At 74.1% G+C, this 12,912-nt stretch carries 13 protein-coding genes; 8 read left to right on the forward strand and 5 right to left on the reverse strand.

Features of this window, described 5'->3' with window-relative positions; genetic code table 11:
• The first annotated feature begins 77 nt into the window (after positions 1-77).
• The gene (locus ACI793_RS10965; protein WP_456606408.1) at positions 78-686 is read left to right on the forward strand and encodes a TetR/AcrR family transcriptional regulator; all 609 of its coding nucleotides are present in this window, start codon (positions 78-80) and stop codon (positions 684-686) included.
• Positions 687-711: 25 nt separating this feature from the next.
• On the opposite strand, the gene ACI793_RS10970 is transcribed toward ACI793_RS10965, so the two are convergent.
• Entirely contained in the window at positions 712-1,413 is a 702-nt protein-coding gene (locus ACI793_RS10970) for an IclR family transcriptional regulator (protein WP_456606409.1), read from the reverse strand.
• A gap of 74 nt (positions 1,414-1,487) precedes the next feature.
• Here ACI793_RS10970 and leuC point away from each other — a divergent pair, with 74 nt between their 5' ends.
• Positions 1,488-2,894, forward strand: coding sequence for a 3-isopropylmalate dehydratase large subunit (leuC, locus tag ACI793_RS10975; RefSeq protein WP_456606410.1), 1,407 nt, complete (start codon positions 1,488-1,490; stop codon positions 2,892-2,894).
• A 3-nt stretch (positions 2,895-2,897) separates the two neighbouring features.
• A complete protein-coding gene (gene leuD, locus ACI793_RS10980) occupies positions 2,898-3,497 on the forward strand; it encodes a 3-isopropylmalate dehydratase small subunit (RefSeq protein ID WP_456606411.1) in 600 nt (199 codons plus the stop codon).
• Between the two features lies 1 nt (position 3,498).
• Here leuD and ACI793_RS10985 read toward each other — a convergent pair whose 3' ends face one another.
• From ACI793_RS10985 to cofC, 3 genes are read right to left on the reverse strand one after another with little or no spacing between them, the layout of a single operon-like run.
• Positions 3,499-4,482, reverse strand: coding sequence for an NUDIX hydrolase (locus ACI793_RS10985; protein WP_456606412.1), 984 nt, complete (start codon positions 4,480-4,482; stop codon positions 3,499-3,501).
• Positions 4,466-6,535 carry an RNA degradosome polyphosphate kinase gene (locus ACI793_RS10990; protein WP_456606413.1) on the reverse strand — a complete coding sequence of 690 codons (2,070 nt, stop codon included), beginning with the start codon at positions 6,533-6,535 and terminating at the stop codon, positions 4,466-4,468. The genes ACI793_RS10985 and ACI793_RS10990 overlap by 17 nt, the downstream gene beginning before the upstream one ends.
• A 4-nt stretch (positions 6,536-6,539) precedes the next feature.
• Positions 6,540-7,205, reverse strand: a complete 666-nt coding sequence (gene cofC, locus ACI793_RS10995) for a 2-phospho-L-lactate guanylyltransferase (RefSeq protein ID WP_456606414.1) — start codon at positions 7,203-7,205, stop codon at positions 6,540-6,542.
• Between the two features lie 107 nt (positions 7,206-7,312).
• On the opposite strand from cofC, the gene ACI793_RS11000 reads away from it, so the two are divergent.
• The 3 genes from ACI793_RS11000 to ACI793_RS11010 are packed head-to-tail and all read left to right on the forward strand — an operon-like array spanning position 7,313 to position 10,265.
• Positions 7,313-8,149, forward strand: a complete 837-nt coding sequence (locus ACI793_RS11000) for a lysophospholipid acyltransferase family protein (RefSeq protein ID WP_456606415.1) — start codon at positions 7,313-7,315, stop codon at positions 8,147-8,149.
• A complete protein-coding gene (locus ACI793_RS11005; protein WP_456606416.1) occupies positions 8,146-9,141 on the forward strand; it encodes an NAD(P)H-dependent glycerol-3-phosphate dehydrogenase in 996 nt (331 codons plus the stop codon). Before ACI793_RS11000 ends, ACI793_RS11005 begins: the two co-directional genes overlap by 4 nt.
• On the forward strand, positions 9,138-10,265 hold the full coding sequence (locus ACI793_RS11010) for a cystathionine gamma-lyase (RefSeq protein ID WP_456606417.1): 1,128 nt from the start codon (positions 9,138-9,140) through the stop codon (positions 10,263-10,265). Before ACI793_RS11005 ends, ACI793_RS11010 begins: the two co-directional genes overlap by 4 nt.
• Here the strand turns inward: ACI793_RS11010 and ACI793_RS11015 are convergent.
• Entirely contained in the window at positions 10,236-11,030 is a 795-nt protein-coding gene (locus tag ACI793_RS11015) for a CDP-alcohol phosphatidyltransferase family protein (protein WP_456606418.1), read from the reverse strand. The genes ACI793_RS11010 and ACI793_RS11015 overlap by 30 nt on opposite strands.
• Positions 11,031-11,107: 77 nt before the next feature.
• Between ACI793_RS11015 and ACI793_RS11020 the strand changes: the two genes are divergently transcribed.
• Entirely contained in the window at positions 11,108-12,229 is a 1,122-nt protein-coding gene (locus ACI793_RS11020; protein WP_456606419.1) for a D-alanine--D-alanine ligase family protein, read from the forward strand.
• Entirely contained in the window at positions 12,226-12,897 is a 672-nt protein-coding gene (locus ACI793_RS11025; protein ID WP_456606420.1) for a hypothetical protein, read from the forward strand. The genes ACI793_RS11020 and ACI793_RS11025 overlap by 4 nt, the downstream gene beginning before the upstream one ends.
• The last annotated feature ends 15 nt before the right edge of the window (positions 12,898-12,912 follow it).

Genomic DNA, 12,912 nt, shown 5'->3' on the forward strand with positions numbered 1-12,912 from the left:
TGAGCTGGGGCACACCGTAGAGGGAAAACCGAGTGACCACTAGGTTTTGACGTACGGCGCCGGCCTAGGGTGGCGGCATGACGGAGCCCGCCGCGAGGTCGCGCGGCGAGTACGCCAAGACCCCGGCGCGGCGGCAGCGGATCGTCATCGCGGCGGTGGAGGTCTTCGCCGCGTCCGGCTACCACAAGGGCTCGCTGCGGGACGTCGCCGAACGGGCGGGTCTCAGCCAGGCGGGGCTGCTGCACCACTTCCCGAGCAAGGTGCACCTCATCCAGGCCGTGGTCGAGTGGCACGACGAGCAGTCCGCCCGCGTCATCGCCGACGCCGTGGCCGGTGGGCTCGACCCGCTGGGCGCCCTGGTCGCGCTGCTCGAGCACAACGAACGGAATCCCGAGCTGGTCGGGCTCTACGTCCTGCTCTCCGCCGAGGCGACGGCGCCGGCGCACCCGCTGCACGACTACTTCGTCCGGCGCTACGCGGGCGCGGTCGCCCGCCTGCAGGCCAGGCTGGAGGGGGCGGTCGGATCGGGCCGGCTGCGCCCCGGTGTCGACCCCGCGGGGGTGGCGCGGGCCCTGACGGCCCTCATGGACGGGCTGCAGGTGCAGTGGCTCTACGACCGCGGCTCGGTGGACATGGCGGCGGAGCTCCGCCGGTACCTCGCGCCGCTGCTGGTGACAGCCCCCTAGGCCGGCGCGGCCTGCGGCTGGCGGGTCAGCGCGCGGCGCGGGCGATCGCGGCGGCGGCGTCGAGCACCGCGCCCACCACCTCGGGAGCCGGCCGCCGGCCGAGCCGTTCGACCGGCCCGGAGATCGAGACCGCGCCCAGGACCGCTCCGGAGCCGTCGCGGACCGGCGCCGAGAGCGAGGCGACACCCGGCTCGCGTTCGGCGACGCTGTGCGCCCAGCCGCGGCGGCGCACGTCGAGCAGCGTGCGTGCGGTGAAGCTGGCCGACGGCAGCAGGCGGGTGACCTCGTCGGCCGGCGTGAACGCCAGGAGCGCGTGCGCGGCGGAGCCGGCGGTCATGGGCAGCCGTGCGCCGACCGGGACGGTGTCGCGCAGGCCGCTGGTCCGCTCGGCGGCGGCGACGCAGACCCGGCTGGCGCCGTCCCGGACGTAGAACTGAGCGCTCTCCCCGGTGGCGTCCCGCAGGGTGACCAGGTGCCGGCCGGCGACGTCGCCGAGGTCGGCCGACCCGCGACCCAGCTCGGCCAGTGCGGGGCCGGGGGCCCAGGTGCCGGTGTCGGTGCGCCGGACGAGGCGGTGCCCCTCGAGCGCGACCGCCAGCCGGTGCGCCGTGGCGCGCGGCAGCCCCGTGCGCGCCACGAGCTCGGCCAGCGTGGCCGGCTCGTCGGCGACGGCACGGAGGATCGCGACCGCTTTGTCCAGAACGGCGACGGGGTTAGGCTGTCCCACACAGCAATACTTGCATCTCATACAGTGAGACACAAGCGCGACGAGCCGGGTGATCCCCGGGAAGAGGACGGACCGTGCCCAAGACCCTGGCCGAGAAGGTCTACGACGCCCACGTGGTGCGCAGCGCCGCCGGAGAGCCCGACCTGCTCTACATCGACCTGCACCTCGTGCACGAGGTCACCAGCCCGCAGGCCTTCGACGGCCTGCGCGCCGCGGGGCGCACGGTGCGCCGTCCCGACCTCACCATGGCCACCGAGGACCACAACGTCCCGACGCTGGACATCCTGAAGCCCATCGCCGACCCGATCAGCCGGGCCCAGGTGGAGGCGCTGCGCCGGAACACCGCCGAGTTCGGCATCCGGCTGGCCCCCATGGGCGACCGCGACCAGGGCATCGTGCACGTCATCGGCCCGCAGCTGGGGCTCACCCAGCCGGGCATGACCATCGTCTGCGGCGACAGCCACACCTCCACCCACGGCGCGTTCGGCGCGCTGGCGTTCGGCATCGGCACCAGCGAGGTCGAGCACGTGCTGGCCACCCAGACGCTGCCCCAGTACAAGCCCAAGCAGATGGCGGTCACCGTCGACGGCGAGCTGCCCCCGGGCGTCTCGGCCAAGGACGTGATCCTCGCCGTGATCGCGCAGATCGGCACCGGCGGCGGTCAGGGCTACGTCATCGAGTACCGCGGCAGCGCCATCGAGAAGCTCTCGATGGAGGCCCGGATGACCATCTGCAACATGTCGATCGAGGCCGGCGCCAAGGCGGGCCTGATCGCTCCCGACCAGACCACCTTCGACTTCCTGCAGGGCCGGCCGCACGCCCCGCAGGGCGCGGACTGGGACGCCGCCGTCGCCCACTGGTCGACGCTGCGCACCGACGAGGACGCCGTCTTCGACCACGAGGTGCGCATCGACGCCGCCGCGCTCACGCCGTACGTCACCTGGGGCACCAACCCCGGGCAGGGGCTGCCGATCGACGCCCGCGTGCCCGACCCGGCCGAGTTCGCCGACGAGGGCGACCGCCGCGCCGCCGAGCAGGCGCTGGAGTACATGGGCCTCACCCCCGGGACCCCGCTCCGCGAGATCGAGGTGGACACCGTCTTCCTCGGCTCCTGCACCAACGGCCGGATCGAGGACCTGCGCGTCGCCGCCGAGCTGCTGCGCGGCAAGCGGATCGACGGCGACACCCGGATGCTCGTCGTCCCCGGGTCGGTGGCGGTCAAGGGGCAGGCCGAGACCGAGGGCCTGGACCAGATCTTCCTCGAGGCCGGTGCCGAGTGGCGCGGAGCCGGCTGTTCCATGTGCCTGGGCATGAACCCCGACCAGCTCAAGCCGGGGGAGCGCTCGGCCTCCACCAGCAACCGCAACTTCCAGGGCCGGCAGGGCAAGGGCGGTCGTACCCACCTGGTGAGCCCCGCCGTCGCCGCGGCGACCGCGCTGACCGGCCGCCTGACCGCCCCCGCCGACCTGATCGGAGCCTGACCCATGGACGCCTTCACCACGCACACCGGCACCGCCGCCCCGCTGCGCCGGACCAACGTCGACACCGACCAGATCATCCCGGCCGAGTACCTCAAGCGGATCACCCGCACCGGCTTCGAGGACGGACTCTTCATCGCCTGGCGCACCAACGAGCCGGACTTCGTGCTGAACCGGCCGGAGTACGCCGACGCCTCGATCCTCGTCGCGGGCCCCGACTTCGGCACCGGCTCCTCCCGCGAGCACGCCAACTGGGCGCTGCTGGACGGCGGGTTCCGGGTGGTCATCAGCCCGCGGTTCGCCGACATCTTCCGGAACAACTCGACCAAGGCGGGGCTGCTCACCGTCGTCCTGCCCGAGGCCGACGTCGAGGCCCTGTGGGCGGCGATCGAGGCGGAGCCGGCGCTCCCGGTCACGGTCGACCTGCAGGCCGAGCAGGTCACCTACGGCGACACGACGGTCCCGTTCCAGATCGACCCCTACACGCGCTGGCGGCTGCTCGAGGGGCTCGACGACGTCGGCCTGACCGAGCGCCACCTCGACGACATCGAGTCGTTCGAGGGGAGCCGTCCCGCGTGGCTGCCGAAGGCGCTGCCGGCGGTGTGACTCAGGGGCGGGCGTCGGGATCGGGGTCGAGGTCCCGGTAGTAGTCGGCGACCAGTGCTCCCGGTCCGCCGCCCAGGGCCCAGACGCTGCCCTTGGCGGCCGGCGGGAGCAGCCCGGTCACCCCGTGGCCGTGCACGCCCAGGGCCTGCAGCACCGCGGGGATGGTCCCGCCCTGGCTGCACACGACGGCGACGCCCGGTTCGGCCAGCCGTTGCAGCGCGATCTCCAGGGCGCGCTCCGGGTCGCCGCCGAACTCGGGCTCCCCGAACTCCCTGCGCTCGAGGACAGGCAGCCCCAGCCGCTGCGCCAGCGGCGTCACGGTCTGCCGGCAGCGCAGCGGTGTGGCGGCGGCGACCGACGAGGGGCCGAAGAGCGGCAGCACCTCCGCGAGCCGGCGGGCCTGCTCCTCGCCGGCGGAGGACAGCGGCCGCTCCTCGTCGGGGCCCTCCCACTGGTCGCTCTTGCCCGCTTTGCCGTGGCGGACCAGCAGCAGCGCCACCTCGCGCGGCAGGTCGCCCCGGGCGGCGTCGGCGATCACTCGCCGGTCGTGCTCGTACGTGCACCGGGCCGCGGCGTCCTCCGGCGGGAGCCAGCGCAGCTCGTCGACCTCGTCGTTGGGCACGAAGCTGCCGCCCACGCACCGCACGACCCAGTAGTCCACGCGCTTGGGAGCGCCGTCGACCGCGTAGTGGGTGGTGAGGCTGCGGCGGCCGACCACGACCTCGAGGCCGGTCTCCTCCTGCACCTCGCGCGCCGCGGCCTGCACGGCGTGCTCGCCGGCGTCGACGTGGCCCTTGGGCAGGGACCAGTCGTCGTGCCGCGGCCGGTGGACGACGGCGATCTCGATGCTCCCGCCCTGCCCGCCCCTGCCCCCGCCCTGCCCGCCCGTGCTCCCGCCCTGCCCGCCCTGCCCGCCGTCGTCGGCCGGCCGCCAGACGACGCCGCCCGCGGCGGCGATCACCCGGCCGTCAGCCCGCGAGCTCATGCATGCGCCCCATGAGGTCGGCCTGGTAGTCCCGCCCCTCGTGGTGCTCCCAGCTGCCGTCGCTGCGCAGCTCCCAGCACCGGACGCCCGGCGCCATGGCCGGGGCCAGCGTCCGCTCGAGCTGGGTGCGCGCCCGCTCGTCGCAGACCCGCATGAGCACCTCCACGCGGCGGTCGAGGTTGCGGTGCATGAGGTCGGCGCTGCCGAGCCACCACTCGTCCTCCCCGCCGTTCACGAAGGAGATCACGCGGGAGTGCTCGAGGAACCGGCCGACGATCGAGCGCACCCGGATGTTCTCCGACAGCCCCGGCACGCCGGGCCGCAGCGCACAGATGCCGCGCACGAACAGCTCCACCCGCACGCCGGCCCGGGACGCCTCGTACAGCGCGTCGATGATCTTCTCGTCGACGATCGAGTTGGCCTTGATGCGGATCCCGGCGGGGCGGTCCTCGGCGGCGTGCCGGATCTCGCGGCGGATCTTCTCGATCAGGCCGTTGCGGATGCCGTGCGGCGCCACCATCAGCGTGCGGTAGTTCGTCTGCCGCGAGTAGCCGGTGAGCACGTTGAACAGGTCGGTGAGGTCCGCGCCCACCCGCGGGTCGGCGGTGAGGATGCCCAGGTCCTCGTAGATCCGCGCCGTCTTCGGGTTGTAGTTGCCCGTGCCGATGTGGCAGTAGCGGCGGATGACGCCCTGCTCGCGGCGCACGACCAGCGCCGTCTTGCAGTGCGTCTTCAGCCCGACCAGTCCGTAGACGACGTGGCAGCCGGCGCGCTCCAGCGAGCGCGCCCAGCTGATGTTGGCCTCCTCGTCGAACCGGGCCTTGATCTCCACCAGGACCACGACCTGCTTGCCCGCCTCGGCCGCCTCGATCAGCGCGTTGACGATGGGGGAGTCGCCGGAGGTCCGGTAGAGCGTCTGCTTGATCGCCAGCACGTTCGGGTCGGCGGCCGCCTGCTCGATGAACCGCTGCACGCTGGTGGCGAACGAGTGGTAGGGGTGGTGCACCAGCACGTCGCCCTCGCGCAGGGTCGCGAAGACGCTCTTCGGGGTCTCGCCCTCGCTCAGTCGCGGATGGGTGGTCGGGACGAACGGCTCGTCCTTGAGCTCCGGCCGGTCCAGGTCGTACAGGGCCGTCAGCGAGGCCAGGTCGAGCAGCCCCGGCACGTGCACGACGTCGGCCGGCGAGACCTCGAGCTCGGAGACGAGCACGTCGAGGATCCGCGGGTCCATCGGCTCGGCGACCTCCAGGCGCACCGCGGGACCGAAGCGGCGGCGGGCCAGCTCGCGCTCCAGGGCCTGCAGCAGGTCCTCGTCCCGGTCCTCCTCCACCTCGACGTCGGCGTTGCGGGTGACCCGGAAGAAGTGGTGGTCCAGCACGTCCAGGCCCGGGAAGAGCTGGTTGAGGTGCGCGGCGATGAGGTCCTCGAGCGGCAGGAAGGTCGCCGTGGAGGAGGAGTCCGGCGACCCCACCGGCACGAACCGCGGCACGTTGTTGGGCACCTTGAGCCGGGCGAAGCGGGGGGCGTTCGTGTCGGGGTCGTGCACCGACACCGCGAGGTTCAGCGACAGTCCGCTGATGTAGGGGAAGGGGTGCGCCGGGTCGACCGCGAGCGGGGTCAGCACGGGGAACACCTGGTCGCGGAAGTACTCCCGCAGCCGCAGCGCCGCCTGCTCCTCCAGCTGGTCCCAGCGGACGATCCGGATGCCGTTGTCCTCCAGGCGCGGCAGCACGTCCTTGTTGAAGACGTCGGAGTGCCGCTGCACGAGTTCCTGGGTGCGGGCGGTGATCCGCTCCAGCTGCTCGCGGATGGTGAGCCCGTCGGGCGAGCGGACGGTGAGCCCGGTGCTCTGCCGGCGCTTCAGCCCGGCGATGCGGACCATGTAGAACTCGTCGAGGTTGCTGGCGAAGATGGCCAGGAACTTCACCCGCTCCAGCAGCGGCAGCGTGTCGTCCTCGGCCAGTTCGAGCACCCGGGCGTTGAAGTCCAGCCAGGACAGCTCGCGGTTCAGGAATCGGTCGGCCGGCAGCGGGGCGTCGTCGGGGGAAGGCACACGATCATCGTGCCGCACCCAGCTGAACGGCGAGAGTCGGAGAGGTGGCCAGGAGCTCCACCGTGTGCGGGCCCACACCCAGAGCGAGGGCTGCCCGCAGGTCGTCGAGGGCGTCGACGTCGCGGAGCAGCCCGGGCCAGTCCCCGGTGAGGGCGACGGTGCCGTCCTCCCGGTGGGCCTGCGCCGATCCCGTGCCGAACCGCGGCCGCAGCGGCGTGCCGACCGCGGTCAGCAGCGTGGTGCCCGTGCCGTGCACGTCGGCCACGAAGCAGCGCGGCGCTCCCGCCGCGGCACCGAGCGCGGCGGCGAGTTCGGCGGGACGCAGCGCCGGCAGGTCCGAGGAGAGCGCCGCGACCGCGTCGTGGGTGACCGTGCGGGCGCCGTGGTCCAGGGCGGCGTTGAGGCCGGCGTCCGGTTCGTCGCCCACCGTCCGGGCTCCCAGGCGCCGCACCAGCGACGCGGCGGCCGGCTCGTCGGTGACCACCACGACCTCGGCCACCGGCGGGCAGGCCAGGGCGGCGGCCACCGTGTCGGCCAGCAGCGCCAGCACCAGGGCGTCGTGGGCGGCCGCGGGACGGTCGGCGCGGTCGGTCAGCGGCCGCAGCCGGGTCTTGGCCACGGCGAGCCGCTTCGCCGGGACGACGACCGACCAGGCAGGCACGGCGACCATGTCAGCACATCGGCCTCGGCGCGTGGCGCCCGCCCGGGACCCGGTGGTCCTCCCGGGGCGGGGATGGGTCGATCATGGGGCAGATCACAGCGACGGGGAGGCGAACGATGGCGGAGGCGAGGTCCTCGGCCGACCAGGCGTCGGCGGGTGCTCCTCCGGCGCAGCGGCCGGGTAGCCGTCGGCCGGGCAAGTGGGCCACCCGCGGCCGCATCGGCTGGGCGCTCTGGCTGTGCATCCTCGTGGTGTTCCCGGCCTCCAAGCTGATGTTCCGCATCCGCTACCGCCACGGCGAGCGGTTCCCCCGCCGCGGTCCGGTGCTGCTCGTGGCCAACCACGTCTCGATCCTCGACCCGCTGGCCTGCGCCCGGCTGGTCTTCGACCACGGCCGGATGCCGCACTTCCTGGCCAAGGAGGCGGTGTTCAAGGGTCTGGCCGGCGCGATCCTGCGCTCGGCCGGGCAGATCCCGGTCGCCCGGTACTCGTCCGAGGCGCAGGGCGCGCTCGCCGCCGCCCAGGCCGACCTCGCCGCGGGCAACGTCGTGATCATCTACCCCGAGGGCTCGGTCACCCGCGATCCGAACTGGTGGCCGATGGAGGCGCGCACGGGGGTGGCGCGGCTGGCGCTGACCACCGACGCCGTCGTGCTGCCCGTCGCCCAGTGGGGCCCGCAGCGCCTGCACGACTACCACGCCAAGAAGCTGCACCTGCGGCTGCGCACACCCACCGACTACCTCGTCGGCGAGCCGATCGACCTGTCCGAGGTCCGCGCCCAGCTGCGGGCCGGGCAACCGCTCACCGCGCAGCTGCTGAAGGAGACCACCGATCTGATGATGGGCCGCGTGCGCGACCAGCTGGCCGAACTGCGCGGGGAACCGGCTCCGGCGGTGTTCCACCCGCGCCCGCGGCGGGAGCTCCCCGGTGACCTGCCCGGAGGTGCGGCGTGAAGCGCGCCGCCGTCCTGGGCGCCGGCTCCTGGGGCACGACGTTCGCCAAGGTCCTCGCCGACGCCGGGTGCGACGTCGCCCTGCACGCACGCCGTCCCGAGCTGGTGCAGGCCATCACCGCGGACGGCGAGAACCGCGACTACCTGCCGGGCATCCGGCTGCCGTCGGCCGTGCGGGCGACCGCCGACGCCGCGGAGGCGCTGGCCGACGCCGACGTGGTCGTGCTGGCGGTCCCCTCGCAGTCACTGCGGGAGAACCTCACCGCGTGGTCGCCGCTCCTGCCGGCCGACGCCACCCTGCTCAGCCTGATGAAGGGCATCGAGCTCGGGACGACGAAGCGGATGAGCGAGGTGATCTGCGAGGTGACCGGTGCCGGCCCCGACCGCGTGGCCGCGCTCTCCGGGCCGAACCTGGCGCGCGAGATCGCCGAGGAGCAGCCCGCTGCCACGGTCATCGCCTGCACCGACCTCGACCGGGCCGCGGCGCTGCAGGTCGCCTGCCACACCCGGTACTTCCGGCCCTACACGAACGCCGACCTGGTGGGCTGCGAGCTGGGCGGGGCGCTGAAGAACGTCATCGCCCTGGCCTGCGGCATCGCGGAGGGCCTCGGCTTCGGCGACAACACCCGGGCCTCGCTGATCACCCGGGGCCTGGCCGAGACCGCCCGCCTGGGCCTGGAGCTGGGCGCGGAGCTGACCACCTTCGCCGGTCTCGCGGGCCTCGGGGACCTGGTCGCCACCTGCAGCTCGCCGCTGTCGCGCAACCGGACCTTCGGCGAGAAGCTCGGCCGCGGGATGAGCGTGCAGGAGGTGCAGGAGAGCACCCGGCAGACCGCGGAGGGCGTGAAGAGCTGCCGGTCGGTGCTCGACCTGGCCCGCGCGCACGGCGTCGACGTCCCGATCACCGAGGCGATCGTCCGGGTCTGCCACGAGGGCGAGTCACCGGCGCGGATGGTGAAGGAGATCATGTCGCGCGAGGCGAAGCCGGAATGAACTGGGGAGACGGCACGCGGTCGGTGCGCGCGGGGGAGCAGCCCGCCGTGCCGGGTGCGCCGCTGCGGCCCTCGCCGGTGTTCGCCGCGCCGTTCCACCTCGGCGACCTGCCGCCGCGGGCGGGAGGCGCCGACGCCTACGCCCGGACCGAGCAGCCCACCCTGCGCGACTTCGAGGCCGCCGTCGGCGAGCTCGACGGCGGCCGGTGCCTGTCCTTCGCCACCGGCATGGCGGCGCTCACCGCCGCCGTGCTGGCCTGTGCCGGCAGCGGCGACCGCGTGGTCCTGCCCTCGGACGGCTACTACGCGACCCGGCTGCTGGGAGCCCAGGAGCTGACCCGCTTCGGCATCGAGGTCACCCAGGTGGCCACGCCGGACGTCGAGCGGTTCGCCGCCGAGGGCGGGCTCGAGGGCGTCCGCATGGTGCTCCTGGAGACGCCGAGCAACCCCCAGCTCGACGTCTGCGACATCGCCGCGGTCGCCCGCGCCGCACGGGCGGCGGGTGCGCTGGTCGCCGTCGACAACACCACCGCGACGCCGCTGGGCCAGCGGCCGCTGGCCCTCGGCGCGCACCTCACCGTCGGCAGCGACACCAAGGCGCTGACCGGCCACAGCGACGTCCTCCTGGGCCACGTCAGCACCGCCGACGACGAGCTGCACGCGCGGCTCAAGGGCTTCCGCGACCGCACCGGCAGCACCCCCGGGCCGTTCGAGGCGTGGCTCGGGCACCGGTCGATGAGCACCCTGGACCTGCGGCTGGCCCGACAGGCGGAGAACGCCGCGGCCGTCGCGGACCTGCTGGCCTCCTCGCCGGCGGTCACCGGGCTGCGCTGGCCCTGGCGGGCAGGCGATCCCTCCTTCGCCCTGGCCGCACGGCAGATGCTGCGGCCGAACGGCGTGCTGTCCTGCGAGCTCGCCGACGAGCCCGCGGTCCTCCGGCTGCTGGGCGCCACCCGCCTGTGGGACGCGGCGACCAGCTTCGGCGGGGTGCACAGCACCATCGACCGCCGGGCCCAGTGGGGCGGCGACGCCGTCGGGCCCGGGTTCGTCCGGCTGTCGTGCGGCATCGAGGACACCGCCGACCTGGTCGAGGACCTAGGCCGCGGGCTGTCCGCTCTCGACTGACCGGCGGCTGCCGGCCACCGTCAGCCACACGCTCACGCAGGTGTAGTAGACGGGGTAGGCCAGGCTCATCACCACGGCCAGCGGGTGCGGGTCGGGGTACTGCAGGACCAGCACGGCGACCGAGACCAGCCAGACGGTGGCCAGTGCCATGTTCAGACCGCGCAGCAGCGGGGTGCGCGAGGGGTACACGTACTTGATCGGCACGAACACCAGCGCCGTCAGGACCACGAGCGTGACGGCGACCGCCGTGGTGCCGAAGTCCAGGACGATCGCGTACAGCGCGACGATGTTCCAGTAGCTCGGGAAGCCCAGGAAGTAGTGGTCCTCGGTCTTCGCGTCGACCCGGCAGAACTGGTAGCAGGAGGCCAGCAGGGGCAGCGCGGCCACCACCCAGCCGACCGCGCCGTCGGGCAGCCGGTCGTCGGCCCAGAGCAGCACGACCGCCACGAAGGTGAAGGTCAGGTAGTCGACGATGTTGTCGAGCAGGGCGCCGTCGAACCAGGGGATCGTCTCCTTGACCCGCACGCGGCGGGCCAGCATCCCGTCGGTGCCGTCGACGAACAGCGTGAGCAGCACCAACCACAGGGCGGTCTGGATCTCGCCCTCGATGGCCGCCAGGACGGTGAGCAGGCCCAGGACCGCGCCGGACGCCGTGTACAGGTGCACGACCCAGCCGGCGAGCCGGAACCCGCGCGAGACGGAGGGCGCCAGGGCGCCCGCGGCCGGCGACCCGGCCGCCGGGAGGGGAGGGGCGGGATCGTGCATCAGTCGAGGCTGCCACACCCGGAGCGGTCCGGCCCGGACAGCGCAGGGCCCGGGCACCGGCAGCTAGGGTCGTCCCGATGAGCGGGCAGGGGAGCAAGGTGCGGGTCGCAGTCGTGTTCGGGGGCCGCAGCGCCGAGCACGCCATCTCCTGCGTCTCGGCCGGGAGCGTGATGGCGGCCCTGGACCCCGAGCGCTACGAGGTGGTGCCGGTCGGCATCGCCCGGGACGGCCGCTGGGTCCTGACCGGTCCCGACCAGCAGCTGGCGATCACCGACGGCGCGCTCCCCGAGGTCTCCGGCGGCACGGCGGTCTCCCTGGTCGGCGACCCCGACGGACGCGGGCTGGCCGTGCTGGAGCCCGGGGAGGCGGTCGGCCGGGCGCTCACCGAGGTCGACGTCGTCTTCCCCGTGCTGCACGGGGCCTACGGCGAGGACGGCACGATCCAGGGCCTGCTGGAGATGACCGGGCTGCCCTACGTGGGCTCGGGGGTGTTCGCCTCCGCCGCCTCCATGGACAAGGAGTTCACCAAGAAGCTCCTGGCCGCCGCCGGCCTGCCGCAGGGCGAGCACGTCGTCCTGCGCGACGCGCACGGCGCGCTCTGCGCCGATCCGGCGGTGCTGGACGAGGCCGACCGCGACCGGCTCGGCCTGCCGGTGTTCGTCAAGCCCGCCCGCGCCGGCTCCAGCATCGGCATCACCCGGGTCACCGACTGGGCGCAGTTCCCCGCCGCGGTCGCCGAGGCCGCCGCCCACGACGCCAAGGTGATCGTCGAGGCCGCCGTCCCCGGCCGCGAGATCGAGTGCGGCGTGCTCGCGGCGCGGGGCACCGGCCTGCCCGAGGCCAGCCTGCCGGCCGAGATCCGGCTGCACGAGGACGTCGACTGGTACGACTTCGCCGCCAAGTACCTCGACGACGCCGCCGAGTTCGACATCCCCGCCGACCTCACGCCCGAGCGGACCGCGGCGGTGCAGGCCGCCGCGCGCCGGGCCTACCTGGCCCTGGACTGCCGCGGCCTGGCGCGGGTCGACTTCTTCCTCGGCACCGATCCCGACGGGCGCGACCGGCTGGTCATCAACGAGGTGAACACCATGCCGGGGTTCACCCCGATCTCGATGTTCGCCCGCATGTGGGCCGCCACCGGCGTCGACTTCGCCGAGCTGGTCGACCGGCTCGTGACCGGCGCTCTGGCACCACGGTGAACTCCGGACGGTGCTCCCGCGCGCAGCGGGTCGCCGTCCTGCTCCTGCTCGTCCCCGTCCTGACCGCTGCGTCCGGCTGCGGGCGGGAGGGCGAGGGCGCGGTCGCCGCCGCACCGTCCCCGTCCGGGCCGGCCAGCCCGGAGGAGCTCGAGCGGCTGGTCGTCGACGAGGTGCCCTCGGGCCTGCCACGGCTGCCGGACGCGGCGATCGAGCCGCCGGCGGGCGCCAAGCGGGTGGAGGACGTGGCCGGCTACTCCGACGACCCGGCGCGCGAGCGAGCGGTCCTCGAGAACTACGGCTACCGCTACGGCTGGGAGCGGTTCTGGGGCACCGGAACGGGGGAGGGGTCGCAGACCGGGGTCTTCGTCGACCACTTCGAGCACGCCGAGGGTGCCCTCGCCTACGCCGAGGACCTGGCGCGCAACGAGGCCGAGCACTACGGCGGTCTGCTCAGCGAGGGGTCACCGGGCCTGCCCGAGGGCTGCCGGCGCCTGGTCGTCGACGAGCCCGGTCCCGGGGAGGAGCTGCACGGCCCCGCCGCCTTCGCGTGGTGCACGCGCGGGCCGTTCAGCGTCTCGGTCAGCGCCGTCGCCGACTCGCTCGACGCCGCGAACGAGGAGGTCAGCGCGGTCGTGGCCGACCAGCTGGACCGGCTGCCCGCCGGGTGACCGGGCTCGCCACCG

Source organism: Blastococcus sp. SYSU DS0617, from assembly GCF_054051075.1.

Excerpts from the sequence above, each read along its gene's own strand:
- ACI793_RS10985 (WP_456606412.1), bottom strand. The coding sequence starts at position 4,482 with ATGAGCTCGCGGGCTGACGGCCGGGTGATCGCCGCCGCGGGCGGCGTC.
- ACI793_RS11020 (WP_456606419.1), top strand. The coding sequence starts at position 11,108 with ATGAGCGGGCAGGGGAGCAAGGTGCGGGTCGCAGTCGTGTTCGGGGGC.
- ACI793_RS11000 (WP_456606415.1), top strand. The coding sequence starts at position 7,313 with ATGGCGGAGGCGAGGTCCTCGGCCGACCAGGCGTCGGCGGGTGCTCCT.
- cofC (WP_456606414.1), bottom strand. The coding sequence starts at position 7,205 with ATGGTCGCCGTGCCTGCCTGGTCGGTCGTCGTCCCGGCGAAGCGGCTC.
- ACI793_RS10965 (WP_456606408.1), top strand. The coding sequence starts at position 78 with ATGACGGAGCCCGCCGCGAGGTCGCGCGGCGAGTACGCCAAGACCCCG.
- ACI793_RS11015 (WP_456606418.1), bottom strand. The coding sequence starts at position 11,030 with ATGCACGATCCCGCCCCTCCCCTCCCGGCGGCCGGGTCGCCGGCCGCG.
- leuD (WP_456606411.1), top strand. The coding sequence starts at position 2,898 with ATGGACGCCTTCACCACGCACACCGGCACCGCCGCCCCGCTGCGCCGG.
- ACI793_RS11010 (WP_456606417.1), top strand. The coding sequence starts at position 9,138 with ATGAACTGGGGAGACGGCACGCGGTCGGTGCGCGCGGGGGAGCAGCCC.